Source organism: Nonomuraea sp. NPDC050691 (genome assembly GCF_040654455.1).
In the GTDB taxonomy this organism is placed as follows: Bacteria; Actinomycetota; Actinomycetes; order Streptosporangiales; family Streptosporangiaceae; genus Nonomuraea.
Genome location: NZ_JBFAIA010000054.1, coordinates 21188 through 45481, shown reverse-complemented (window position 1 = coordinate 45481; position 24294 = coordinate 21188). Strand labels below are relative to the sequence as shown.

Sequence of the window (24294 nt, the reverse complement as noted above, 5' to 3'; positions counted from 1 at the left end):
GCCATCGCGACATCGCTGATCGTCGCCCCGCAGCCCGCGTTGACCGGGGCCGCGGCGTGGCTGGCCCGCCTCGCCTCCCGCGCGGACCGTGCAGAGCGACCGCTCCGGAGCACCGGCCGCGCTCCGGGCCGTGGCCCGTGCGCGGGCCAGTAGCCTGGGCGCGCCGGCCTGCTCCGGCCGGACGGCGAGCGGCCCGGCCCGTGACGTGAACCCGTGACGTGAAGACGTGGAACGGCCTCCGGGCCGACGAGACAGACGACGGCCCCGAAGGCCGGCAAGGAGAAGAACCGCAGATGACGAGCCTGCTCGACCTGGCCCCCGTGATCCCCGTCGTGGTGATCGAGGATGTGGAGACCGCCGTGCCGATGGCGCGGGCGCTGGTGTCCGGCGGCCTGCCGGTCATCGAGGTGACGCTCCGTACGACCGTGGCGCTGGAGGCGATCGGCCGGATCGCCGCCGAGGTGCCCGGCGCCGTGGTGGGGGCGGGCACGGTGCGGACGGGCGCCGACGTCGAGGCGTCGATCAAGGCGGGCGCGTCGTTCCTGGTGTCGCCCGGCGCCACGCCGTCGCTGGTGGACGCGATGCTGGCGAGCGGCACGCCGTTCCTGGCCGGGGCGGCCACGGCGTCGGAGGTCATGGCGCTGGCCGAGCGGGGACTCAAAGAGCTGAAGTTCTTCCCCGCCGAGGCGGCGGGCGGCATGCCGTACCTGAAGTCGCTGGCGGGGCCGCTGCCGGACGTGCGGTTCTGCCCGACGGGCGGCATCCGGCCGGACACGGCGGCGGACTACCTCGCGCTGCCGAACGTCGGCTGCGTGGGCGGGACGTGGCTCACCCCGGCCGACGCGCTCGCGGCGGGCGACTGGGCCCGTGTGGAGGCCCTCGCCGCCGAGGCCGCGGCCCTGCGCTGACCCCGCGCCTCCCGCGCCGCCGCCCCTCTGTGGGCCCCTCCGTGGTGCCGGTCCTCCGGTCGTACGGATCCCCTCAGCCGTACAAGGCCGAGCGGGCCGGGTCGCCAACGAAGGGGCCCTTTTACCGTTAGAGTCTGGGGTGGAAAAGGGCATGCCGGGCGAAGGCCCGGCCGGTCGAGGCGACGGGATGACGACGGCGAGAGGACAGCGACGTTGGGGCTGCAGGGCCGCTCCGCGGGCACTCCGCTGACACCCGAGGACCCCCAGGCGATCGGCCCCTACGAGCTGTACGGCCGGCTGGGGTCGGGCGGGATGGGCACGGTCTACCTGGCCAGGGCCGCCGACGGCCCACGGGTGGCGCTCAAGGCGATCCGCCGCGACTACGCCGCCGACCCCGTCTACCGGGCGCGCTTCCACGAAGAGGTGTCCAACGCGCGCAAGGTCGCCTCGTTCTGCACCGCCCGGGTGCTCGACCACGGCGAGGACGGCGGCGTCCTCTACCTCGTCACCGAGTACATCGACGGCATCTCCCTCGAGGACCACCTGATCGAGCACGGGGCGCTGTCGCCGTCCGTGCTGCACTCGGCGGCCGTGGGCGTCGCGGCGGCGCTGACCGCCATCCACGCGGCGGGCCTCGTCCACCGCGACCTCAAGCCGGCGAACGTGATGCTGACGCTGGCCGGGCCCCGCGTGATCGACTTCGGGCTGGCCCGCTCGGCGCACCTGTCCTCCCGCCACACCAACGCCGGGATGGTCATGGGCACGCCGGGCTGGATCGCTCCGGAGCAGGTGTTCGAAGGGAAGACGAGCCCGGCGGGCGACGTGTTCGCGTGGGGGTCGCTGATCGCGTACGCGGGGCTCGGCGGGCACCCGTTCGGTGAGGGCGACGCGTACGTCATGGCCGCCCGTGCCCGCACCGCGCCGCCCGACCTGCGGGGGCTTCCCGCGCCGCTGGACCGGCTGGTGGCGGCGGCCATCCATCCCGACCCGGCGCGCCGCCCGGCGGCCCGGCAGTTGCTGCTGGAGCTGGTGGGGGCGGCGGACGAGCCGGCGGCGCAGCTCGCGGCGACGCGCCATCTGACGAACACCTGGGATCCGGCGGAGTTCCCGCCGCTGGCCGGCGCGCCCGCGAACGCTCCCGGCCACCCCGGCCCGCCGGTCCCCCCGCCCCCGGCACCCCAGGCACCTCCGGCCGCGGCCCCTCACGGGCCCTCGGCGGCGCCCCCGGGGATCCCTTCGGTCCCCGGACCTCCGGCGCATCCTTCCGCGGCGCCGCACGGGCACTCTGCGGCGCCCCCCGGATCACAGCCGGGGCCGCACGCGTCTCCCGTCGCGTCCCCTGGGCCTCAGCCCGGGCCGCACACGTCTTCCTCCATGCCTCCGGGACCTCAGCCCGGTCACGCGCCCGGGCCCCACGGCCCCGCCTCGCCGCCCGGTCACCCAGCGCCGCCGCGCCAGGGGGGACCCGGCTCCCACCAGGGGCCGCCCACCTCGGCGCCGTCCCACCAGGGGCCGCCCGCTCAGCCGGGCCCGGGTCCCGCCCCGTCCGCGGACGGCCCCTCCCTGACGGGCGTGCGCCTGCCTCCGGCCGGCCCGTCGGCGGACGGCCCGTCGCTCACGGGCGTCCCCCTGCCCTCGGGCGGCCCGCCGCCGCAGGGTTCCATGCCGCCCGGCGGCCCTCCGCGGCAGCCGCCTCACCACCACACCGGCCAGGGCCCTCTCCCGGGCCGGCCGTCCCCCGGCCCCCAAGGACCACCACCGCACGGCCCGTCGTCACACGGGCCGTCGTCACACGGGCCGGCGGCGCACGGGCGCACCGCGCAGGGCCCGTTGCCCGGCCAGGCTCCCTCGTCGCGGCTCACCGGTCAGGGGCTCACCGGTCAGGGGCTCACCGGTCAGGGGCTCACCGGTCAGCGGCCGCTGCCGCCCACCACGATGCCGCCGCCCGGAGGGGCGCGCCGTGCCACGTTCACCGGCTGCCTGACCGCCGTGGTGATCGCCGTGGTGCTGCTCGTCCTGCTGGTGGCGCTGGTCGCCTGGCTCAGCCGCTCTCCCGCCGCCGTCGGTGCGGAACAGCCGGCCCAGGACGGCAGGCTGCGGTTCGCGGTGACCGGCACCACATGTCCCAAGCCGGCCAAGTCCGCCGGGCGGCGCACCTGCACGGTGTCGGTGAAGGTGGACAACGTCGGCAAGGAGGGACGTGTCCTCTACCCGGGTCAGCAGAAGCTGTGCGACGAGGACGACGTCCCGCACGCGGGCACGCGGCTGCTCGACAAGGCGGGCAAGGAGATCACCCCGGTGCGCATCGGTCCGGGCCAGTCGTTCAGCGGGTCGCTGGTGTTCGAGCTGCCGAAGGGCGCCCGGCCGGCCGAGCTGGAGCTGCACGACTCCGGCCTGAGCCACGGCGTCCGCGTCGCCCTGGAGGACTGACCCCCGGGTCGCCCCTAAGGACCGACCTCGCGTCGCCCTGGAGGACTGCCCTCGGGGTCGGCCTTCAGAACCGACCTCGCGTCCGCCCTGCAGGGCCGCCCCGCGACAAACTCGGCCCCGTACCAGGCCGGGACGCCATGCCTGGACCGGTCCGGCGGCGTTCCCGAAGCAGGACGGGTCGTCAGGGGACGAGGACGAGCCGCCCGCGGAGGCCGCCCTCGGCCAGCCGGCGGTGAGCCTCCGCGACCTTCTCCAGCGGCAGCGTGTCCGCGACCCTGAGCGTCAGTTTCCCCTGTTCGACCAGCGTCACGAGGCCGGCCAGCCGCGCCCCGTCCGCGCTGATCCAGTGGGTGAACACGCGCGTCCCCCGCAGCGGCAGCGGTTCGCCGCCCGCCACCACGGCGGCGAAGGAGCCGCCGGTCCGCACCGCGTCGAGGGCCGCCGCGCCCGTCACGGCCGCGTCCAGCGCGCCGTGGACGCCGCCCGGCACCAGCACCCGCACGGCCTCCCCGAGCCGGGCCGTGCGGGGCACGAACAGCTCCGCGCCCAGCTCGCGGACCAGGGCCTCGTCCGCGGCCCCGGCCACCGCCACGACCCGCAGCCCCAGCGCCGCGGCGAGCTCGACGGCGTACCCGCCCACGGCCCCGGCCGCGCCCGTCACCAGCAGGGTCTCGCCGGGACGCAGGCCGAGCCGGTCGAGGGCCTGGGCGGCGGTCAGCCCGTTGAGCGGCAGCGTCGCCGCCTCCACCGCCCCCACTCCGGACGGCGCGCGGGTCACCGCGTCCGCGTCGAGCACGACCTGGTCGGCCTGCGTCCCGAGCGGTACGTCGAGCCGGTCGGACAGCCCCACCACCCGGTCGCCCGCCGCGAGCCCGGTGACGCCGGGGCCGGTCTCCTCGACGGTCCCCGCCACGTCCCAGCCGATGCCGATCAGGTCGCGGCCGGGCAGCAGCCCCGCCTCGGTCAGGGCGCCCGACCGGGTGGCCGCGTCCACCGGGTTGACGGCCGCCGCCTCGACCCTGATCCGCACCTGCCCCTCACCGACGGGCGGCACGGGCAGGTCGGCGATCTCCAGCACCTCCGGGCCGCCGAAGGCACGGATGGCGACAGCACGCATGGGTCTTCTCCCTCTCGTTCAGGTGGCGGCGCCCTCGCGCCGCTTCTCACCGTAGGAGAGGTACTCTCCACCAGGAAGTACGCACCTGGGAGTGCGTAACAGACGTACGCGACCGTCATCACCTGCCGCCAGGACCCGCTCCCTCCGGACCCCGGTGCGGGTCGGCAGCGCCGGGGCCGCACGCCGCCTCTTGCGCCACTCTCTGCGGGAAGTCGGTACTCTCTCGCGGGAAGTAACGTGCGGAGAGGAGACCTCATGACCACCCGTACGGCCGCCGAGCGGCGCGAGGAGGCCCGCGCCGCCTACGACGCCTACCTGCTGGAGTGCCCGGCCCGGCAGCTCCTCGACCGGATCAGCGACAAGTGGGTCAGCCTGCTGCTCAACGCGCTGGCCGGCGGCCCGCGCCGCTACAGCGACCTCTCGCGCACGGTCGCCGGGGTCAGCCAGAAGATGCTCACCCAGACGCTGCGCACACTGGAGCGCGACGGGCTGGTCTCGCGCTCGGTCACCCCGTCGGTACCGGTGCGGGTGGACTACGAGCTGACCCCGCTGGGGCGCAGCCTGCTGCCGGTCATGCGGGCGATCAAGCAGTGGGCCGAGACCAACATCGAGCAGGTCATCGCCGCCCGCGAAACCTACGACGCGCGCTAGCGCTCCGGCCGCAGACGTTCGCCCGGGCCGGGGCATGGCGTGGTCCGGTAGCGTCAAGGCCGTGGAGACGACACATCGGCCCGCCGTGCGGGTGATCTGCCTGGATGCCGCCCAGCGCCTGCTCCTTCTCCACTGGCGTGATCCGTTCGACGGTGTGATGCTCTGGGAGCCGCCTGGTGGCGGCATCGAGCCGGGCGAGACACCGCTGATCGCCGCTCGGCGGGAACTGGCGGAGGAGACCGGCCTGGACCCCGCCGCGGTCCGTGACGGGTCTGTGGCGGTCGAGCGTGACGTTCGGTGGAACGGGAAGCGGTATGTCGGGCGGGAGGATTTCTTCGTGGCCCATTTCGCCGAGGAGCGGCCGACGCTGAGTCCGACCGGCCTCCTGCCCGACGAGCAGGTCAATCTGCACGAACACGCCTGGGTCGCGTGGTCCGACCTGCACACGTTGGCGGATCGGGTCGAGCCGCCGACATTGATGTCCGTTCTCGCCGCCCTGGTACCGGACGGTCCTTGGCGCGACCTGGCGCGCTGACCGGGAGCCGATCGAGCGCTTTCTCGGCGTTGCGCCCGCCACCTGGGGGCGGCCACGCCCCGGCAGGAGACGATCACAACGGGTGGCCCTTGTGCGTACACTTCGTCAAGTACGTGCTTGACGAAGTTGGCGGAGGTGTCATGATGGATCCACGGGAGGGCGAGTTCGTCGACCGGATGGGGCTGGTCATGGAGCGCTTCGGGGGCACCCGCACGATGGGCCGCATGTACGCGTGGCTGATGATCTGCGACCCGGCGCACCAGTCGCTCACCGAGCTGGCCGCGCGCCTCGGGGTGAGCAAGACGGCCGTCAGCACGGTCGCCAGGCAGCTCGAGACGAGCGGCATGGTCGAGAGAGTTCCCACGGCGAGCCGCGAGCACCGCTACCAGATCGCCACCGGCGGCTGGGAGCACGTCCTCAAGGTCCAGCTGGCCGGGGTGCGGCTGGCGGTCGAGGCGCTCGACCTCGGGCTGGCGGCCGTCGGTGGTGACCGGCCCGGGCAGCGGGCGCGGCTGGAGGAGACCCGCGAGTTCTTCGCCTGGACCGAGCGCGACGCGGAGGACATGCTCCGGCGCTGGCGCGACTCCCGCGAGGGTCCGGATCAATGATGAGCGGAGCGACGGATGAACGGGGCGAAGATCGCCTCAAGGGGCGTCGCTGCGGCTGACCGGCCACTTCTCCGCGGGCGGCGAGCTCGTCTTCGACATGCCGGCCCCCTGGACGACCCGCATGGCCAACGCGTTGCGCCGGGCTCCCGGCGACGCGCGGGAGATCGAGCGGTGGAATCCCCGCCTCAGGTGCGCCGAGGAGGCGCCCTTCACCCCACACCACCGCAGGATGCCGGTACGGCGCCACCGCGCCCTCCACCGGCTCATGCACGCCGTGCCCGCGCTGCGGAACCTGCACCGGGAGTTCCGGTTCACGTTCTGACGGGCTCCATCTTTCGGGAACCGGAAAAGGAGAGGCGATGACCGACATCGTCGAACGGTACGACATCCCCGAGCAGCACTTCTGGCTGCGCGGAACGCGATCGGGCCCGCCGGTGGAGTACGACTCGGCCACCGGCATGTGGAACGTCTACGGCTACCCGGAGGCCCAGCAGATCCTCGGCGACCCCGCGACGTTCTCCTCCGACACCATGCGCGTGATCCCCAAGGGCATGATCCCCGAGGGCGAGTTCTCGATGGAGGGGTTCATCACCCAGATCGACCCCCCGGATCACGGCAAGCTGCGCAAGCTGGTCAGCAGCGCCTTCACCCGCAAGGTGGTCGCCGACCTGGAGCCGAGGATCGCCGCCCTCACCCACGAGCTGCTCGACGCGGCGCGCGAGCGCGGCCGGCTGGAGCTGGTGACCGACCTGGCCTACCCGCTTCCGGTCATCGTGATCGCCGAGCTGCTGGGGGTGCCCGCCAGTGATCGCGCCCTGTTCAAGCAGTGGGCGGACGCGCTGTTCCAGCGGGACGCCAAGATCTCGCTCAACGAGCCGGCCGAGGGGCAGAACGCCGACATCCAGGCCACGCTGAAGCCGTGGAAGGAGATGACCGCCTACCTCGCCGGCCACGCCGCGGAGCGCAAGCGGCAGCCGCGGGCCGACCTGCTCACCCGGCTGGTCGAGGCCGAGGTGGACGGAGAGCGCCTGCCCGACCAGCAGGTGGTCAACTTCGCGATCGTGCTGCTGATCGCCGGGCACATCACCACGACGATGCTGCTCGGCAACACGGTGCTCTGCCTGGACGCCTTCCCCGAGCAGCAGGAGAAGGTGCTGGCCGACCGCACCCTGGTGCCGGCCGCCATCGAGGAGTCGCTGCGCCTGTTCACCCCGTTCGCCGCGCTCGGCCGCTCCACCGCCCGCGAGGCCGAGCTGGACGGCGTGACCATCCCGGCCGACAAGCTGGTCATGGTCTGGCTCGGGGCGGCCAACCGGGATCCGCGGCAGTTCACCGACCCCGGCGCCTTCGACCCGGGCCGCGACCCCAACCCGCACCTGGCCTTCGGCCGCGGCATCCACTTCTGCCTGGGCGCTCCCCTGGCCCGGCTGGAGGGACGGGTCGCCCTGAACATCCTGCTCGACCGGTTCGGCCCGCTGCGCACGGATCCGGGGGACCCGGTGACGTTCATGCCCGCGCCCACCATGACGGGGGTCCGCCGCCTCAGCCTCGCCTGAGCCGTACCGTCAGGCGGCCGGCCGTCAGGCGCCCGCCGCGATCCGGTCGTGGCGGGCGAGCAGGGCGGCCTCGGTGATGGGCGCCTCGTGGGTGCCGGGCACCGTGCAGGCGTGGGCTCCGGCCAGTGAGCCGAGGCGTACGCACTCCTCCAGCGGCCGTCCGCGCAGCCGGCCGTACAGGAAGCCGGAGACGAACGCGTCGCCGGCGCCGTTGGTGTCGGCGACCGGCCCGGGCAGCGGGGCGGCGGGGAAGGCGCGCAGGTCGCCGCCGCGCGGCAGCACGAGGCAGCCCTCGGCGCCGCGCGTGCAGACGACCGCCTCCGCGCGGCCCCGGTCGAGGATGTGGCGCATGACCCGCTCGGGCGACTCCAGCGCGGCGGCCGACAGGAACACGAGGCCGGAGCGGTAGGCGAAGTCGCGGTGGTGGTCGTTGACGCCGTCCCAGTCGTGCAGGTCGGTGGAGGTCGGGATGCCGTCGAGGTCGTCGTACACGTCTCGGCAGTAGCCGGTGATCGAGACGTGCGCGTGGCGGGCGCGCACGCCGGCGTACAGCTCGCGCGGCAGGCGCTCGCCCGGCGTGTCGCGCGGGTCGTGCAGCGACGTGCGGCGGCCGTCAGGCCCGACGAGCAGGACGCTGCGCCGGTTGCCGGCCGCGGCCCGGCCCCACCGGGCGTCGACGCCGCTCAGCGCCTCGCGGACGATCGCGCCCTGCGGGTCGTCGCCGACGAGGTCGGCGAAGGCCACCGACAGGCCGAGCGCGGCGCAGCCGAGCGCCACCCCGGCGCCGGTGTTGCCGACGCGCTCCTGGATGGGCGGCACGCCGTACGTGTCGGCGTACGGCAGGGGCAGTTCGGGGACGTGGACGGTGACGTCGACGCCGGAGCCGCCCAGCACGAGCACGTCATGAACCATCTGCGGGACCTCCTCGGTCCCGCCCGGCGGCGGGACTCCTCACCGGTTGACCAGGGGACCCGAGCCGGTGGAGCCGCGCACCACCAGCTCGGGACGGAAGATCAGCTCGACGTGCTTGGCCGGCGCGCCGTTCACCTCTTCGAGCAGCGTCTGCACGGCCGCGGAGGCCATCGCGCCGATGGGCTTGCGCACGGTGGTGAGCGGCGGGTCGGTGAACGCGATGAGCGGCGAGTCGTCGAACCCGACCACCGACACCTCGCCCGGCACGGCCAGCCCCTTCTCGCGGCAGGCGCGGATCGCGCCGAGGGCCATGAGGTCGCTGGCGCACACGATGCCGGTGCAGCCGCGCGCGAGGAGCTGGGTGGCCGCGGCCTGCCCTCCCTCGACGGAGAACAGCGAGTCGGCGATGAGGTCGTCGACGCCGGTCGCGCCGAGGAGCTGGGCCATGGCCTGGCGGTAGCCCTCGATCTTGCGGATCACGGGCACGAACCGGCGCGGCCCGAGGGCCAGCCCGATCCGCTCGTGCCCGAGGTCGACGAGGTGCTGCACGGCCAGGCGCGCGGCCAGCCGGTCGTCGGGCGAGATGAACGGGGCCTCGATGCGCTCGCTGTAGCCGTCGACCAGCACGATCGGCAGGCCCCGGTCGGTGAGCCGGGTGTAGCGGTCCATGCGGGCGGTGGTGTCGGCGTGCAGCCCGGACACGAACACGATGCCGCTCACGCCCCGGTCGACCAGCAGCTCGGTGAACTCGTCCTCGGGCGCCCCGCCGGGCAGCTGCGTGCACAGCACGGGCGTGTAGCCGTGCTGTGTGAGCGCCTTCTCCACGGCCTGGGCGAACGCGGGGAAGATGGGGTTGTCCAGCTCGGGCGTGACCAGGCCGACCAGGCCGTTGCTGCGCTGCCGCAGCCGGGGCGGGCGCTCGTAACCCATGAGGTCGAGCGCGGTCATCACGGCCTGGCGGGTGGCGGCCGAGACGCCCGGCTTGCCGTTGAGCACCCGGCTGACCGTGGCCTCGCTCACGCCGGCCTGGGCGGCGATGTCGGCGAGGCGGGCGTGACCGTTCATGGCAGCCACTTTACCTCCGGTTACCCCTCACCTTGAAAGGCTTGCCGCAAATTTCCGCAAGCACTTCCAGACTTTCCCTCTTTCAGTTCGGGAAATAGGGGCTCCAGGTGGTCGCGGACCGAAACACAGCCCGAAATCACGATTGTGAGAGATCTTTGATGCCAAGGGTGGACATCAGAGTTAAGGCGCGATGTACTACCTCTTCTATCAGCCCCGTCACAGGTGACACGTGCGCAAGGTGTGGGCCCAATGAGCTCGGTCGTTCTCGACAAAGTGACCAAGGTTTACCCCGGTGACCACCTGGCGGTGGACCGATTGAGCTTGCGGGCCGAAAACGGTGAGTTCCTGGTCCTGCTCGGGCCTTCCGGGTGCGGAAAGTCCACGTTGTTACGCATGATCGCGGGACTTGAGGAGATCACCGAGGGCGACCTGTGGCTCGACGGCCAGATCGCCAACCACCTCGTCCCCCGCGAGCGCGACGTGGCCATGGTGTTCCAGAACGGCGCCCTGTACCCCCACCGCACGGTCCGCGGCAACATCTCGTTCCCCCTGGAGATCGCCAAGGCCGACCCGGAGCTCGTCCGCAAGCGTGTCACCGAGCTGTCCCAGGCGCTGCACATCGACGAGACCCTCGACCGCCGCCCCGGCACCCTGTCCGGCGGCCAGCGCCAGCGGGTCGCCATGGGCCGGGCCATCGTCCGCCAGCCCAAGCTGTTCCTCATGGACGAGCCCCTGTCGAACCTCGACGCGGGCATGCGCACCGAACTGCGCATGGAGATCTCGGCGCTGGTCAGGTCGCTCGGCGTCACCACCATCTACGTCACCCACGACCAGATCGAGGCGCTGACGCTGGCCGACCGCATCGCCATCATGAACCGCGGGGTCCTGCAGGACGTCGGCACCCCCTCGCAGATCTACAACGACCCGGCGACGGCGTTCGTCGCGGCGTTCCTCAACTCCCAGCAGCTCAACCTGCTCGCCGCGACCGTGCGAACCCCGCAGAACCAGTACGTCATGCTCGACTTCGGGCCGCACCGGCTGATCATCCCTTGGAGCGATCCCCGGGCGTACGCCATCTCCCAGCACACCGGCGGCCAGGTGCTGGTCGGCATGCGCCCCGACGGCCTCGCGCCCGTGCCCGAGTCGTACGACGGGCCGTCGTTCTTCGGGCGGGTGCGGGCGCTGGAGTACCACGGCCACGAGTGGCTCGCCTACATCGAGTGCGGCGTCCCCGCCGTGCCCGTGCCCGAGCCGCCGGACCCGAGGGCGCGCGCGAACGGCCGCCAGAACGCCTCCGGCCGGATCGGCGCGTTCGTCAAGCGGATGTTCGGGCACGAGGAGGAACGCCAGGAGCAGGAGCAGGCCGGGCAGCACCCCGGCAGCGGCGTCCACCGGCGCGCCGACCTCATCGTCCGCCTCGGCGGCCGTCCGGCCTGGCGCGCGGGCGACGCCGCCAAGGTCGGCGTGGACACCTCCCGCCTGATGATCTTCACGTTGGACGGCGCCCGCATCGACCCTCCCCGCCGCTGACGACCCGGTGGAGCCGCGAATGCCGCCGTGGAAGGCCCTGGAAGGGGCGCGCGTGCTCGACCTCGCGCAGCCGATGCGCAGGGGCATGCCGCAGTCCCCGAACCACCCGCCGTTCCGGATGACGCTGGAGCGCCGGCACGGCGACCTCGTACGACCCGGGGGCGGCTCGGCCGCCAACGAGATCATCGTGACGGGCGGCCACGTCGGTACCCACGTGGACGCGCTCGCGCACGTCTCCCAGGACGGCCTGCTGCACGGCGGGCGGCCCGCGGCCGAGGTCATGACCCACGAGGGGTTCGCCGAGCTGGGCATCGACGCGTTCGAGCCGTACGTGGGGCGGTGCGTGCTGCTCGACGTGGCCGCGGCGCACGGGGTGGCGGCGCTGCCGCCCGGGTACGAGGTCACGGTGGACGACCTGGAGCGCGCGGCGGCCGGGCTGGAGATCCGCCCGGGGGACGCCGTCCTGGTCGGCACGGGCTGGTCACGGCACTGGCCCACGGGCCCCGGCGCACCGGACGTGGACTACACAGGGGCGCGCGGCGGCGCCCCGGGGCCGGGGGTCGACGCGGCGCGCTGGCTGGCCGCGCGCCGGCCGCGAGTGGTCGGCGGCGAGACCATCGCCTTCGAGCACGTGCCGCCGGGCCGCGGCCACGCCACGCTCCCGGTCCACCGGATCATGCTGGTGGAGTCGGGCGTCAACATCGTGGAGACCATGCGGCTGGACGAGCTGCTGGACTCGGGGGCGCGCGAGTTCCTGCTCGTGCTGAACCCGTTGCCGATCGCGGGGGCCACCGGAGCGCCGGTCCGGCCGCTCGCCGTCCTCGGCCCGCCGCAGAGCCTCGGCCCGCCGGAAAGCGCGAGCTCGTCCGAGAGCTCCGGCTCGTCCGAGACCTGATGTCCGGCCGGGAGGCGGTGCGGTGACGACGTACGTGGAGCGGCTGGCGGCCTTCGCGGCGCACTGCCGGGACCGGGGCGTGCCGGACGCGGTGCGCGCCGACGTGACGGGGCGGGTGCTGGACGTGCTGGGCAACTGCCTGGCCGCGTACGCCGACCCGGCGGCCGACGCGGGACCGGCGGTCCTGCGGGCGGCGCGCCGGTGGAGCGGCGCCGGGGAGGCGACCGTGATCGGCGCCGGCGACCGGCTGCCGGCGCCGTCGGCGGCGCTGGTCAACGGCACGCTGGCGCACGCCCTCGACTACGACGACACGCACCTGCCGTCGGTGCAGCACCCGAGCGCGTCCGTGGTGCCGGCCGCGCTGGCCGCCGCCGAGGCGGCGGGCGCGAGCGGCTCCGAGCTGGTCGACGCCGTGGCCGCCGGGATCGAGGTGTGCGCGCGCCTCGGCATGGCGTCGTACCTGCCGGAGACCCGCACCTCGCTGTTCTTCGAACGGGGCCAGCACGCCACGTCGATCTGCGGCACGCTGGGGGCGGCCGTGGCCGCCGGGCTGCTGTTCGGGCTGACGGAGGAGGGCGTGGCGCACGCGGCCGGGGTGGCGGCCAGCATGGGGTCCGGGCTCATCGAGGCCAACCGGACGGGCGGCACGGTCAAACGCGTCCACTGCGGGTGGGCGGCGCACGCCGGGGTGTCGGCCGCCGTGCTCGCGCTCGAAGGCGTGACGGGGCCGCCGACCGTGCTGGAGGGACGGTTCGGGTTCTTCCGGGCCTGGCTGGACGGCCGGTACGACGCCGAGGCGCTGCTGTCGGGCCTCGGCGAGCGGTGGGAGCTGCCGCGCACGGTGTACAAGCCGTATCCGGCCAACCATTTCACCCATCCGGCCGTGGACTGCGCGCTGGCGCTGCGGGCCGGCGGGCTGGCGCCGGAGAGCGTGGCCGAGGCCGAACTGGGGGTGGCGGCACCGGTGCTGGCCACCATCGCCGAGCCGCCGGAGGACAAGGCCCGGCCCCGCTCGCCGTACCACGCGAAGTTCTCCGGCCCGTACGTGGTGGCGGCGGCGCTGCTCGGCGGCGGCGGGCTCGGGCTGGACCTCGACGACTTCGCCGCCCTCGACCAGGACGCGCTCGCGCTGGCGGCGCGCGTGCGGTGCGTGGCGGACGAGCGGGCCTCGGAGCTGTTCCCGCAGGCGTTCGCGGCGGTGCTCCGGGTACGGCTGCGCGACGGCTCCACGCGGGAGCACCGGGTGGACTCCTCACGGGGCGGGCCGGAACGGCCGCTGACGCGGGAGGAGCTGGAGGTCAAGTTCCGCTCGAACGCGGGACGGGCGCTGCGGCTGGAGGCGGTGGAGGAACTGCTGGCGGCGGCCCGCGCCCTCCCGTCGGCCCCGTCCGCCCCCGCCCTCCTGCGCCTCACAACCGCCGAGTGAGACTTCGCCTCCTGCGCGTCGCCACCGCCGAGTGCGGCTTTCCCCGCTGCTCGTCCGACGGGCGCGGCTCAGGGGGCTCGTCCGCCGGGCGCGGCTGAGGGGGCAGGAACGGGTCACGTCTCGCCGACGGCCGGCCCCGCGACGACCGGCGCCATGCCGAGCGCGCGGACGAACCCGGACACGCCCATCCCTTCAGTGATCAACCGAGCACTGCCGATGGTTCATCCGTCCGGCGTGGCTCAGCGTTACCGCCCGACCACCCGGCGAACAGGGACGCCGGCTGATAATCTCGCGCCGCGCGTTCCGGAACCACAGCCCAGCGGTGATCGTTTGCCGATCGACGTCAGTCATCGGTCTGATCGACAGGAGTGCAACCCGTGGTCTTCAAACGCATGCTCGGCGCTCTCGGCGTGGGCGCGCCCTCGGTGGACACCGTCCTCGCGACGCCGCTCGTCCGGCCGGGCGGTGCGCTGAGCGGCGAGGTACGCCTCGCCGGCGGCGACTTCGACGCCGACATCGAGCACGTCACGCTCGGTCTGGTCGCCGGCGTCGAGATCGAGGGCGGCGAAGGCGAGGCCAGTGGCCTCGCGGAGTTCTCCCGCGTCCAGGTGTCCGGCCCGTTCCGGCTGGCGGAGAAGGAGCAGCGGGTGATCCCGTTCCAGATCCCGCTGCCGTGGGAGACGCCGCTCAACGAGGTCGAGGGGCAGCCCCTGGCCGGCATGGCCGTCGGCGTGCGCACCGAGCTGGCCATCGCCAAGGCCGTCGACAAGGGCGACCTCGACCCGGTCTCGGTCGAGCCGCTGCCGTCGCAGCTGCGGGTGCTGCGGGCGTTCCTGGAGCTGGGCTTCCAGTTCCGGTCCGCGGACGTGGAGGTCGGGCAGATCTACGGGGTGCGGCAGGAGCTGCCGTTCTACCAGGAGATCGAGTTCTACCCGCCGCCCCGGCACGCCGGTCAGGTCGGCGAGGTGGAGCTGACGTTCGTCGCCGACCCGCACGGGCTGGAGGTGATCCTGGAGGCGGACAAGCGCAGCGGCCGGTTCGGCGGTTCGAGCGACGCGATCGGCCGTTTCCGCGTGAGCCACGACGAGGCGCCGGCCATGGACTGGGCGGGCGAGATCGACCGCTGGCTCGGCGGCCTGGCGCAGTACGGCGGCCATGGTTACGGGCGTGGCGGCCACGTCGCCGGCCACGGCGGCCACCACGGCGGTCACCATGGTGGTCACCACGGCGGCGGTGCGGGGCTCGGCGCGGTGGCTGCGGCGGGCGCGGCCGGCCTCGCCGGCGGCTACCTCGCGGGCGAGGCGATCGAGGAGGTCTTCGAGAGCGACGACGAGGGCGGCGACGACTGGTGACGCCGCTCGGCCGCCCGCTCGGCTCCAGGGCCTCAGTCGGGGCGGGTCGTCCAGCGAGAGCCGTCAGGGGTGTCCTCGACCTGGACGCCGCCCCGGCTCATCGCGTCCCGGAGCGCGTCGGCGTCGGCGTAGCGGCCGGCCCGGCGCAGCTCGTCGCGCAGCGCCAGCAGGGGTCCGGCGAGGCGGCGCACCCCGGCGTCCGAGGACGCCTCGCCCAGCCGCGCGATGAGCAGCCGCATGAGGTCGCGGGCCTGCTCGACGCCGCCTTCGTCCTCCTCGGTGTCGGCCGACCACCTGACCAGCTCGGCCTCCAGGTCGAGGACGGCGCGGGCGGCGGCCGGCGGGTCGCCCCCGGCCACCGCCTCCTGGAAGCGGCACGCGCAGGCGCGGATCGTCTCCTCCAGCGTCACCTGGCGAGCCCTCTCGGCCGGGGGCGGTAACGGCGGCGCGGTGACCGCGCCGCCCCCCTCGGTGAGTCCGCGCAGTTCCCCCAGGGTGAGCCGGCTGCCCGCGGGCAGCACCGCCCGCGTGCCGGGCCGGCGGATCGTCAGGCCGCCGCGGCCGGCCACCTCCACCTCCTCGGCGCCGAGGTCCACGAGGACGGCGGTGTGCTCGTCGAGGCCGAGGACGGCGGTGCCCGGCGGCAGCTCCCGCTCCATGCGCGACAGCCGCCGCTCCCCCAGGTAGCAGTAGCGGGTGTCGTGGGTGCCGCCTTCGGCGTTGTCGAAGTGGGGGATCACGACGACCCGCAGCCCGAGCGGCTCCAGCAGGTCGAGCCCCGGCCGCCAGTGCGGCTCCGCGCCCACCTTGTAGATCTCGTACACCGGCGCCGTCGCCACTCCGGCGGTGCAGGCCGCCGCCGAGGCGAGGACCGTGGCCCCCTGCCGGGCCCGGACGCGGGCCCGCAGGTCGCCGCCCACCGGGCCCTCGCTCCAGCGCTCCAGCGCGTACGTGGGACTGCCCGGCCCCGAGAACACCCAGTCGGCGCCCGCGACGCCGTCGGCCACCCGCACCTGGAGGCCGACGCTGCGCGCGAAGTAGCGGCGGGCGCGGGCGCTGATGTCGGCCCGGTTCTCCTGGAAGGCGTACGGCGTGTCGAGGAGGACGGCCCGCGCGCCCGCCGGCAGCCGGCGTGCCACGGAGCGGTGGACCTCCACCATGGTGGGGCTCGTCTCGCCCGATCCCATCAGCACCAGCATCCCGGGCATCGGCCTGCCGCCTCTCTCTCGCGCCCCAGCGCTCCACCAGCACCTGCGTTCATAACGCACTTGCACACCATTGGCAGTAAGTTGGTGGCGGTGACGGGAAGACACGTGGTCTCGGTTGAGACGCTCATGCTACGGGCGGACGCCGGCGGACGCTGGGCCTACCGGCGCGTCTCGACCGTCCCGGCCCCGGGAGAGACGCCCGACGAGGCTGCCCGGCGCGTCAGCGGGGTCGCGGCCGGTGACCGGGGCACGGTCGTCCACTCCACGAGCTGGCGTTACCTGCCGAAGGGCGAGGTGGTGCTCACGTACGCCGTGTGCCCCGATCCGGCGCCGTGGCTGCCGGCGACCATGCTGGCCGGGCCGCCGGAGCTCGAGATCGCGCGGGGGGCCGCCCCCGCCACGCCCGCGCCGGAACGGGTCGAGGTCGAGCACGTCGCCGCGCACGCGGTGCGGCATCTGGCGTTCCTGATGGACGGCGACCCGGTCGTGCGCGCGGCGCTCCTGCCGTACCCGGAGATCGCCGCCGCCCTGACCTCGGGTCCCGGTCTCGAGCCGGCGGGCGCGGCGCCCGGGGAGCCGGCGCGGTACGTCAGCTCGTGACGAGGCGGGCCGCGCGGCGGCCGAGGCGCTGCATCGGCCGCTCCACGAACCGGTACGCCAGGGCACTGACCAGCATCACCAGCGCCAGCGCGGCGACCGCCATGGACAACTGCAACGGCAACGGCGCACGCCGCAGATCCCCTGTGACCTCGACGAAGTACTTCAGCAGCGGATGGTGCACCAGGTAGAGCGAGTAGCTGATCAGCCCGAGCCAGGTGAGCACCCGCGGCAGGCGGCGCCCGCGCAGCGCCATCGCGCCCGCGAACGTGACCGCGGCCAGCGCGACCGTGGTGATCCACACGTCCGGCTGGACCCACCACCATCCCGACCCGATCGCCCCCACCGGCGCCGCGGCCACCAGCGCGCCGGTGACCGCCACGGGCCACAAGGGGGCGGTGCCGCGCTCCCAGCGGTGGACGGCGGTGCCCGCGAACATCACGCCGAGCACCGCGACCCCGAGCCACGGCACCCGGCCGCCCAGCACCGGCAACGCCAGCGCCATCACACCCAGCAGGCAGGCGCCGACCGTGCGGAACCGGCCCGAGACGACGGCGGCGAGCCCGGCGGCGAACACGGCGCCCGAGGCGTACGCGAGCCAGCCGTCCGTCACCACCGCCCCCGCGAGCGCCAGCCCGACGACGACCGAGAGGCCGGCGAACACCACGCTCAGCGCCCCGCTGCGCTCGTGCGCCCGCATCACGAACAGCGCGGTCACGAGCAGGTAGAAGACCATCTCGTACGACAGCGTCCACATCGTGTCGGCGACGCCGCCCACGCCGACGACGTCGAGCAGCATGGTCGCGTGCGCCGCCACCGCCGACCCGTCGCGCGGCACCTCCTCGCGCACCGGCACCCACCAGGCCAGGCCGATCACCAGCGCGGCGACGGCCAGGTACAGCGGGTAGAGGCGGAAGGCCCGGCTGACCAAGAAGCGGCGCAGGTCGCCGTGCCGCTCCAGCGAGGCCGGGATGATGTAGCCGCTGACGAGGAAGAACACGAGGATGCCGTAGACGCCGAGGCTGAACCAGTACGGGCGCAGCGACGGCAGGAACCACGGGAGCATGTGTTCGGCGACCACGGCCATCGCGCCGACGCCGCGCAGCGCGTCCAGCCAGGCCAGCCTGCGCTCCCCGCCCGGGACGGCCGGAGGCGCGGGACGGGGGCCGGACGGAAGAGTGGGCGCTGAGGACACCCGGCCCAACCTACCCGGAGCGCCTCAGGTGATGCGATGCGTATGCAGAGGGGCGTGGTGGTCGACGTCCGCGGGGCCGTGGGGGTCGGTGTGGACCGTGGCGGCGCGCAGCCGCGGCACGTCGTGGATGAGCCGGTGCTCCGCCTCGACGGCCAGCGCGTGTGCCCGCACCAGCGTCAGGTCGTGGTCCAGGAGGATGTCCACCTCGGCGTGCAGCGCGTGCCCGATCCAGCGCATCCGGACCGAGCCGACCTCGCGCACCCCCTCGACGGTCCTCAGGACGGCCTCGGCCTGATCCACGAGGGCGGGGTCGACGGCGTCCATGAGCCGGTGGTAGATCTCCCGGGCGGCGTCGCGCAGCACGAAGCAGATGGCGGCGGTGATGAGCAGGCCGACGACCGGGTCGGCGATCGGGAAGCCCAGCGCGGAGCCGCCCGCGCCGAGCAGCACCGCCAGCGACGTGAACCCGTCGCTCCTGGCGTGCAGGCCGTCGGCCACCAGGGCGGCGGAGCCGATCTCCCTGCCCACCTTGATCCGGTAGCGGGCGACCCACTCGTTGCCGAGGAATCCCGCCACGCCGGCGGCGGCGACCCATCCGGCCGCCCGCAGGTCCTGCGGCTCGGCCAGCCGCCGGATCGCCTCGTACCCGGCCACCGCGGCCGAGGCGGCGATGACGACGACGATGGCGATGCCGGCGAGGTCCTCCGCTCGGCCGTACCCGTAGGTGAAGCGGCGGGTGGCGGCGCGGCGGCCGAGTGAGAACGCGATGGCCAGCGGCACGGCGGTGAGCGCGTCGGCCACGTTGTGCAGGGTGTCGCCGAGCAGGGCGACCGAGCCGGACATCGCGACGATGACGGCCTGGACGGCGGCGGTGGCCATGAGCACGGCGAACGAGACGGCCAGCACCCGCAGCCCGCGGCTGCTGCCCTCCAGGGCGGCGTCGGTCTTGTCGGCGCTGTCGTGGCTGTGCGGGGCGGCGGCGTGCCACAGGCGCGACAGCGCGCGCCGCACCGTCCCCCCACCGGAGGCGTGCCCGTGACCGTGACCGTGCCCGTGACCGTGTCGGTGCCCGTCTTGGTGCCCGTCTTGGTGCCCGTCTTGGTGCCCGTGTCCGGACATGGCCCTCCTCCTACCAGCCGATCCGGCCCTTGCCCGCGACGAGGGCACGGGCGATGACCAGCCGCTGCACGTCGTTCGTGCCCTCGCCGATGGCCATCAGCGGCGCGTCCCGGTAGAGCCGCTCCACCACGAACTCCTGGGAGTAGCCGTAGCCGCCGTGGATCCGCATCGCCTCCAGCGACGCCTTCAGCGCCACCTCGGAGGCGAAGTACTTGGCCATGCCCGCCTCCATGTCGATCCGGCCGCCGCCGTCGGCCCGGGAGGCGGCCCAGTAGGTGAGCAGGCGGGCCGCCTGGATCTCGGTGGCCAGGTCGGCGAGCTTGAGCTGGATGGCCTGGAAGTCCGCGATCGGCTGCCCGAACGCGGTGCGCTCGCGCGCGTACGCGAGGGCGGCGTCGTAGGCGGCCTGGGCGACGCCGACCGCGCGGGCGGCGATGTTGACCCGGCCCGTCTCCAGCCCGCCGAGCACCTGCTGCATGCCGCGCCCCTCGACCCCGCCGAGCAGCGCCGAGTCCGGCACGCGTACGCCGTCGAGCACGACCTCGCACGTCTCGGTGCCCTTGTAGCCCAGTTTGGGCAGGTCGCGGCTGACCGTGAAGCCCTCGGCCGACGGGTCGACGAGCAGCACGGACATGCCCTTGTGGGCCGGCTCGGTGACGGCCGTCTTGACGAGCACGGGCAGCGGGTCGGCGTGGCGGGCGTTGGTGATCCACGTCTTGGTGCCGGTGACGACGTAGTGGTCGCCGTCGCGTACGGCCCGCGTCCGGATGCCCTGGAGGTCGGTGCCCGCGGCGGGCTCGGTGAGCGCGATGCCGGTGCGGCGGGCGCCGGAGGCGAGGTCGGGCAGGTGGAGGCGTTTCTGCTCGTCGGTGCCGTGGCGGGCGATCATCCAGCAGGCGATCGAGTGGGAGCCCAGGATGCCCGCGACGCCCATCCAGCCGCGCGCGATCTCCTCGAAGACGAGCGCGAAGGACACCATGTCGGCGCCCAGCCCGCCGTACTTCTCGGGCACGGACAGGCCGAACAGCCCCATCCGCCGCATCGTGTCGACGATCTCGGCAGGATAGCGGCCGGAGTGCTCCCACTCGGTCGCGACCGGCACGATCTCCTTGTCGACGAACGCCCGGAGCGTCTCCCGGAAGGCCCGCTGCTCGTCGGTCAGCTCGAAGTCCATCTGCCGCTCCTCCGTCAGCGCCGCGCGGGGGCGGATCCGCGCACGGCTCCGCCGCTCACGCTAATGATCCGCCGTTTCGCGGGTCAACGTCAGCGCGGGCACCCGGCGCGGGGATTCAGCGCAGGGCCATGGCGGAGACGACGTCCACGATGCGGGCGGCCCGTTCCACCTCGGCGCGGTGGAAGCCGGGGCCCTCGGAGCGGGCGACCACCACGTGGATGCCGTGGGCGGTCACCGGCAGCAGCATGAGACGCAGCTTCTCGGAGACGCGCGTGGCGGCGCGCAGGGGCGGCTCGTCCAGGTCGAACACGGCGGGGGCGGACAGGCTGCCGTGCCGCACCTCGCCGCCGGCCAGCGCCAGCGACCACTCGGCCCAGCACAGCCCCGGCAGGGCGTCCACCAGCGTCGCGAAGGCCCGCCCGGGGTCGGCGGCGACGTGCATGAGCAGGTCGTAGTCGGGCGCCGAGCCCGGCACCTCCCTGCTGGCCCAGACGCCCTCGATGCGGACGCCGGGAACCGCCGACAGCCGGTCGCGGACCTCGTCCGTCGTGGCGGCGCCCGGCCAGGACACGGTGAAGTCGTCCACGGCCCGGCCCGACGCGCGTTCGAGCACGGTCACCTGCAAGATGTCGGCGCCCAGCGCGCCGAGCGCCCGCGCGACCTGGCCGAGCCCGCCCGGCCGGTCCGGCAGCGACACCCTCAGTCGCAACAGCATCGGCGCCCTCCTTTCGAGGGCTCCCACAGTGCCGCCACAACGTTTCGGGAATGTTTTAGGTATATGTCGCACATGCTGCGGTTATATCCCAATATCCGAGCGCGCAGCAGGTCCCTCAGAGAGCCTTTGCCGCCCGCGGCCTGCGCCTTTCCGCGCAGGCCGGCGCGCCCCCCACGGTCAGGCGAAGACGTCCTGCTGGTAGCGGCCCTGCTCCTCCAGGGACGCCAGCCACGCCTCCCCGTCACCGCCCGTACGGTCGCGGTGGATCGCGGCGAGCGCCGCGCGGACGGCCGGGGCCATGCGCAGCCCGTCGCCGCACACGTACACGTACGCGCCGGCCTCCAGCAGCTCCCGGACGCGGCCGGCCTCGGCGGCCACGGCGTCCTGGACGAACCTGTACGGGTGCCCCGGCACGGCCGAGAACGCCTCGTGGACCCGGACGTGCGGCGCCTCGGCCCAACCGGCCAGCTCGTCGCGGTACAGCAGGTCGTGCCCAGGGTGACGGCACCCCGTGAACACCTCGACCGGCCCGGTCGCCCCGCTGAGCGCGCGCTCCTCCAGGAACCCGCGCAGCGGCGCGAACCCGGTGCCCGGCCCCACCAGGATCACCGGCGTCTGCGGGTCGTCCGGGAGCCGGAACGGCGGCGCGGGCACCCGGACGTAGCCGTAGAACGTCTCGCCGGGGGCGAGGGCGGCCAGGTAGGCCGAGCACATGCCCTGGTAGCGCCCGCTGCCGGACCAGGCCGGGCCCTCGACGAGCCCGACGGTGATCCGCACCCGGCCCGGCTCGGCCAGCGGCGAGGACGACACCGAGTAGTAGCGCGGCTTGATCGGGCCGGCCATCTCCAGGAACGCCGCCAGCGGCAGCTCGATGGCCGGGAACCGCTCCAGCAGCGCCAGCGGTGACACCCTCTTGGCGAGGATCTCGTCGGCGTAGTCCGCGGACAGCGCGGCGAGCTGCTGCCGCGTCCACGGGCAGCCGGTGTGGGCGGCCAGCGCCTCCAGGTCGGCGCGGGTGGCGACCTCCTGCAGCTCGGCGAACTCGGTCAGCAGCAGCCCCGCCGTGACGGGCCGGTCCACCGGCAGGTGCGTGCCGCCCTTCGCGCGCAGCCGTACGACCTGGTCGCGCGGCACGCGCAGGCAGCGCAGCGCCCACTCCACCAGCTCGGGGTCGTTCTTGGCGAAGACGGCCAGGTGGTCGCCGGCGGAGTAGGTGACGCCCTCGGGCAGCTCGGCCACGATCGAGCGGACGCCGGGCCGCGGCGCCTCCACGGAGAAGTCCCAGAGCCCGGCCGGGTCGGAGGTCAGCTCCTCGTTGGACACGACGGTCAGCGGGAAGGCGCGCTCGGAGACCACGGCGGGCCGCACCTCGGCCTCGGTCAGCACCTCCACCTCGTAGCGGGGGCCGGCGTCGGCGGCCGAGGCGCTGTACTCCTCGGCGAGGGCCGCCCACAGCTTCGCGGTCCAGCCGGACACGTCGCCGTCGAAGTCGCCGTCCGCGTCCGCCTCGCCGCGCTCGACCAGCGGCACGGCGCCGGCGGCGGTCAGCTTGTCGTGGGCGCGGCGCGGGAAGTCCTGGTACGTGGGCCACTGGGTGTTGCCGCAGCCGAGGACCGCGAGCCGCACCTCCGACAGGTCGGGCAGCGTGTCGAGGGCGTCGAAGCGCTGGGCGTTGTCGGGGGCCTTGCCGTTGTAGGAGGAGGCGACGACGACGAGCAGGCCCTCGCGGGGCGGTTCGAGGTCGTCGAGCGTGGTGAGCGTGGTGGCGAACCCGGACCGGCCGGCCCGCTCGGCCAGCCGCTCCGCGATGTCGGAGCAGGTGCCGAGGTTGGAGCCGTAGGCGACGGTGAGCGGCACGCCGGTCACCGCGATCTCCCGCGCGTCGTCGCGCTCCTCCGCCTCGCTCGCCACAGCCGCGGCGCGGAAGCGCTCGTGCGGGCGCCGCTCGCGCACCTTGAGGGTGAAGCCCTCCGGCTTGAGGGTGAGCGTCTGCTTGATCTGCATCTTGTACGCCGAGGGGTCGGAGAGCGCGAAGCGGCGCAGGAGCATCGCCAGCGTCAGCCGGGCCTCGGTGAGCGCGAACTGCCGGCCGATGCAGGCCCGCTCGCCGTTGCCGAACGGCTTGTAGGCGGCCGGGTGGTGGTCCTTCCTGTTCTCGGGCAGCCAGCGGTCGATGTCGAACTCCTCGGGCCGCTCCCACGCCTTCGGGTGGCGGTGCAGGGTGGGCAGGACGAAGACCGCGGGCGTGCCCGCCGGGAACGGGTAGCCGCCGACGGTGGTGTCCTCCAGGGCGGTGACGGAGAAGGCGGGGATGGGCGACCAGGTGCGCAGCGTCTCGTCGAGGACGCGCGGGATCACGTCCAGCTTCATGATCGTCTCGTACGAGGGCGGCTCGTCGCCGGGCAGCAGCCGGTCCACCTCGTCGTAGGCCTGGGCCAGGGCGTGGGGGTGGCGCAGCAGGTTGTACAGGGCGAAGGAGAGCAGGCCGCTCGTGGTCTCGTGCCCGGCGATGAGGAAGGTGAGGACCTGGTCTCGGATGTTGGCGTCGGGCAGGCGCTCGCCGGTGAGCGGGTCGGACGCCTCCAGCATCAGCCCGAGCAGGTCCTTGGCCCCGCCGGACGGCTCGGCCCTGCGCTGCCTGATGACGTCGTCCACCAGCTCCCGCATGGTGGCGATGTCCCGGCGGTAGGCCTCCTCGTTCCCGCGCTTGAGCTTGGTCACCACGGGCAGCTGCCGGTTGCGGATCATGGCCTCGGTGAGCGCGCCGCCCATGGCCTTGAGGAACGGGTGCAGCTCGGGCGAGCGGAACGACTCGAAGCGGTAGCCGAAGCCGGTCAGGGAGATGACGTCGAGGGTGAGCCGGGTCATGTCGTCCGACACGGGCAGGTCCTCGCCCTGGCGGGAGGCCCACGAGGCGACGAGCCGCTCGGCGATCTCCAGCATCTGCGGGTAGTACGCCTTCATCGAGCGCTGGCTGAAGGCCGGCATGAGGATGCGGTGGGCCTGGCCCCAGACCGGCTCGTCCAGCTCGGCGGTGAACAGCCCGTCGCCGGAGAAGTCGCGCACGATCGACAGGGGCGGCTCGATCCGCTTGCGGAACCGGGTCTCGTCGCACAGCTCGGCCACCATGTCGGGGTCGTAGACGAAGACCACCTTCCGGCCGAGGAGGTCGAGCTGGAAGAGGCCCTCGTCGTACCGGCCGGCGAGCTCGGTGAAGTGCGCCATGGGCGAGTGCGCCGGGATCTGCAGGGTGTTGCCGAGGAGGGGCAGGCCGGACGGTGAGGGGATCTGCTTCATGAAC

Annotated in this window: 21 protein-coding genes; 12 read left to right on the top strand and 9 right to left on the bottom strand. The window is 74.1% G+C overall.

Annotated features, from left to right (window positions below; translation table 11 throughout):
• Positions 1-293: 293 nt before the first annotated feature.
• Together eda and AB0H81_RS20945 are read left to right on the top strand one after the other, a co-directional pair.
• Entirely contained in the window at positions 294-908 is a 615-nt protein-coding gene (eda, locus tag AB0H81_RS20950) for a bifunctional 4-hydroxy-2-oxoglutarate aldolase/2-dehydro-3-deoxy-phosphogluconate aldolase (protein ID WP_358376853.1), read from the top strand.
• A 213-nt stretch (positions 909-1121) separates the two neighbouring features.
• On the top strand, positions 1122-3338 hold the full coding sequence (locus tag AB0H81_RS20945) for a protein kinase (protein WP_358376850.1): 2217 nt from the start codon (positions 1122-1124) through the stop codon (positions 3336-3338).
• A 181-nt stretch (positions 3339-3519) separates the two neighbouring features.
• Here AB0H81_RS20945 and AB0H81_RS20940 read toward each other — a convergent pair whose 3' ends face one another.
• Complete coding sequence (locus AB0H81_RS20940) at positions 3520-4455, bottom strand: NADP-dependent oxidoreductase (protein ID WP_358376847.1); 936 nt, start codon at positions 4453-4455, stop codon at positions 3520-3522.
• 255 nt (positions 4456-4710) lie between these two features.
• Here AB0H81_RS20940 and AB0H81_RS20935 point away from each other — a divergent pair, with 255 nt between their 5' ends.
• The 5 genes from AB0H81_RS20935 (at position 4711) to AB0H81_RS20915 (ending at position 7805) form a co-directional block, all read left to right on the top strand.
• A complete protein-coding gene (locus tag AB0H81_RS20935) occupies positions 4711-5106 on the top strand; it encodes a helix-turn-helix domain-containing protein (protein ID WP_358376844.1) in 396 nt (131 codons plus the stop codon).
• Between the two features lie 85 nt (positions 5107-5191).
• Positions 5192-5641: an NUDIX domain-containing protein gene (locus AB0H81_RS20930; RefSeq protein WP_358376841.1), complete on the top strand. Its 450-nt coding sequence runs from the start codon at positions 5192-5194 to the stop codon at positions 5639-5641.
• Between the two features lie 140 nt (positions 5642-5781).
• Positions 5782-6249 carry a MarR family transcriptional regulator gene (locus tag AB0H81_RS20925; protein ID WP_358376838.1) on the top strand — a complete coding sequence of 156 codons (468 nt, stop codon included), beginning with the start codon at positions 5782-5784 and terminating at the stop codon, positions 6247-6249.
• Positions 6250-6346: 97 nt separating this feature from the next.
• The gene (locus AB0H81_RS20920) at positions 6347-6571 is read left to right on the top strand and encodes a hypothetical protein (RefSeq protein WP_358376835.1); all 225 of its coding nucleotides are present in this window, start codon (positions 6347-6349) and stop codon (positions 6569-6571) included.
• Positions 6572-6608: 37 nt separating this feature from the next.
• Positions 6609-7805, top strand: coding sequence for a cytochrome P450 (locus AB0H81_RS20915; RefSeq protein WP_358376832.1), 1197 nt, complete (start codon positions 6609-6611; stop codon positions 7803-7805).
• A 24-nt stretch (positions 7806-7829) separates the two neighbouring features.
• On the opposite strand, the gene AB0H81_RS20910 is transcribed toward AB0H81_RS20915, so the two are convergent.
• Together AB0H81_RS20910 and AB0H81_RS20905 are read right to left on the bottom strand one after the other, a co-directional pair.
• Entirely contained in the window at positions 7830-8717 is an 888-nt protein-coding gene (locus tag AB0H81_RS20910) for a PfkB family carbohydrate kinase (protein ID WP_358376829.1), read from the bottom strand.
• Positions 8718-8756: 39 nt separating this feature from the next.
• Positions 8757-9782 (bottom strand): LacI family DNA-binding transcriptional regulator, encoded by a 1026-nt coding sequence (locus AB0H81_RS20905; protein WP_358376826.1) that lies wholly within the window; start codon positions 9780-9782, stop codon positions 8757-8759.
• A 249-nt stretch (positions 9783-10031) separates the two neighbouring features.
• Between AB0H81_RS20905 and AB0H81_RS20900 the strand changes: the two genes are divergently transcribed.
• From AB0H81_RS20900 to AB0H81_RS20885, 4 genes are all read left to right on the top strand, one after another.
• Positions 10032-11312, top strand: coding sequence for an ATP-binding cassette domain-containing protein (locus tag AB0H81_RS20900; protein WP_358376823.1), 1281 nt, complete (start codon positions 10032-10034; stop codon positions 11310-11312).
• A gap of 19 nt (positions 11313-11331) precedes the next feature.
• Positions 11332-12207, top strand: coding sequence for a cyclase family protein (locus tag AB0H81_RS20895; RefSeq protein WP_358376820.1), 876 nt, complete (start codon positions 11332-11334; stop codon positions 12205-12207).
• Positions 12208-12229: 22 nt separating this feature from the next.
• Positions 12230-13633 (top strand): MmgE/PrpD family protein, encoded by a 1404-nt coding sequence (locus AB0H81_RS20890; protein ID WP_358376817.1) that lies wholly within the window; start codon positions 12230-12232, stop codon positions 13631-13633.
• 377 nt (positions 13634-14010) lie between these two features.
• Complete coding sequence (locus AB0H81_RS20885; protein WP_358376814.1) at positions 14011-14985, top strand: sporulation protein; 975 nt, start codon at positions 14011-14013, stop codon at positions 14983-14985.
• A 32-nt stretch (positions 14986-15017) separates the two neighbouring features.
• Here AB0H81_RS20885 and AB0H81_RS20880 read toward each other — a convergent pair whose 3' ends face one another.
• Entirely contained in the window at positions 15018-16193 is a 1176-nt protein-coding gene (locus AB0H81_RS20880) for a hypothetical protein (RefSeq protein WP_358376811.1), read from the bottom strand.
• Positions 16194-16283: 90 nt separating this feature from the next.
• On the opposite strand from AB0H81_RS20880, the gene AB0H81_RS20875 reads away from it, so the two are divergent.
• Positions 16284-16793: a hypothetical protein gene (locus tag AB0H81_RS20875; protein ID WP_358376808.1), complete on the top strand. Its 510-nt coding sequence runs from the start codon at positions 16284-16286 to the stop codon at positions 16791-16793.
• Here AB0H81_RS20875 and AB0H81_RS20870 read toward each other — a convergent pair.
• From AB0H81_RS20870 to AB0H81_RS20850, 5 genes are all read right to left on the bottom strand, one after another.
• The gene (locus AB0H81_RS20870) at positions 16783-17985 is read right to left on the bottom strand and encodes an acyltransferase (RefSeq protein WP_358376805.1); all 1203 of its coding nucleotides are present in this window, start codon (positions 17983-17985) and stop codon (positions 16783-16785) included. The genes AB0H81_RS20875 and AB0H81_RS20870 overlap by 11 nt on opposite strands.
• A gap of 24 nt (positions 17986-18009) precedes the next feature.
• A complete protein-coding gene (locus AB0H81_RS20865; protein ID WP_358376802.1) occupies positions 18010-18996 on the bottom strand; it encodes a cation diffusion facilitator family transporter in 987 nt (328 codons plus the stop codon).
• 118 nt (positions 18997-19114) lie between these two features.
• Positions 19115-20278, bottom strand: coding sequence for an acyl-CoA dehydrogenase family protein (locus AB0H81_RS20860; protein WP_358376799.1), 1164 nt, complete (start codon positions 20276-20278; stop codon positions 19115-19117).
• 115 nt (positions 20279-20393) lie between these two features.
• Positions 20394-20993 carry an ACT domain-containing protein gene (locus AB0H81_RS20855; RefSeq protein WP_358376796.1) on the bottom strand — a complete coding sequence of 200 codons (600 nt, stop codon included), beginning with the start codon at positions 20991-20993 and terminating at the stop codon, positions 20394-20396.
• A 177-nt stretch (positions 20994-21170) separates the two neighbouring features.
• Positions 21171-24290, bottom strand: a complete 3120-nt coding sequence (locus tag AB0H81_RS20850) for a cytochrome P450 (RefSeq protein ID WP_358376793.1) — start codon at positions 24288-24290, stop codon at positions 21171-21173.
• Positions 24291-24294: the final 4 nt, after the last annotated feature.

Excerpts from the sequence above, each read along its gene's own strand:
- AB0H81_RS20895 (WP_358376820.1), top strand. The coding sequence starts at position 11,332 with ATGCCGCCGTGGAAGGCCCTGGAAGGGGCGCGCGTGCTCGACCTCGCG.
- AB0H81_RS20900 (WP_358376823.1), top strand. The coding sequence starts at position 10,032 with ATGAGCTCGGTCGTTCTCGACAAAGTGACCAAGGTTTACCCCGGTGAC.
- AB0H81_RS20910 (WP_358376829.1), bottom strand. The coding sequence starts at position 8,717 with ATGGTTCATGACGTGCTCGTGCTGGGCGGCTCCGGCGTCGACGTCACC.
- AB0H81_RS20850 (WP_358376793.1), bottom strand. The coding sequence starts at position 24,290 with ATGAAGCAGATCCCCTCACCGTCCGGCCTGCCCCTCCTCGGCAACACC.
- AB0H81_RS20935 (WP_358376844.1), top strand. The coding sequence starts at position 4,711 with ATGACCACCCGTACGGCCGCCGAGCGGCGCGAGGAGGCCCGCGCCGCC.
- AB0H81_RS20855 (WP_358376796.1), bottom strand. The coding sequence starts at position 20,993 with ATGCTGTTGCGACTGAGGGTGTCGCTGCCGGACCGGCCGGGCGGGCTC.
- eda (WP_358376853.1), top strand. The coding sequence starts at position 294 with ATGACGAGCCTGCTCGACCTGGCCCCCGTGATCCCCGTCGTGGTGATC.
- AB0H81_RS20860 (WP_358376799.1), bottom strand. The coding sequence starts at position 20,278 with ATGGACTTCGAGCTGACCGACGAGCAGCGGGCCTTCCGGGAGACGCTC.
- AB0H81_RS20940 (WP_358376847.1), bottom strand. The coding sequence starts at position 4,455 with ATGCGTGCTGTCGCCATCCGTGCCTTCGGCGGCCCGGAGGTGCTGGAG.
- AB0H81_RS20905 (WP_358376826.1), bottom strand. The coding sequence starts at position 9,782 with ATGAACGGTCACGCCCGCCTCGCCGACATCGCCGCCCAGGCCGGCGTG.
- AB0H81_RS20925 (WP_358376838.1), top strand. The coding sequence starts at position 5,782 with ATGATGGATCCACGGGAGGGCGAGTTCGTCGACCGGATGGGGCTGGTC.
- AB0H81_RS20915 (WP_358376832.1), top strand. The coding sequence starts at position 6,609 with ATGACCGACATCGTCGAACGGTACGACATCCCCGAGCAGCACTTCTGG.
- AB0H81_RS20880 (WP_358376811.1), bottom strand. The coding sequence starts at position 16,193 with ATGCCCGGGATGCTGGTGCTGATGGGATCGGGCGAGACGAGCCCCACC.
- AB0H81_RS20920 (WP_358376835.1), top strand. The coding sequence starts at position 6,347 with ATGCCGGCCCCCTGGACGACCCGCATGGCCAACGCGTTGCGCCGGGCT.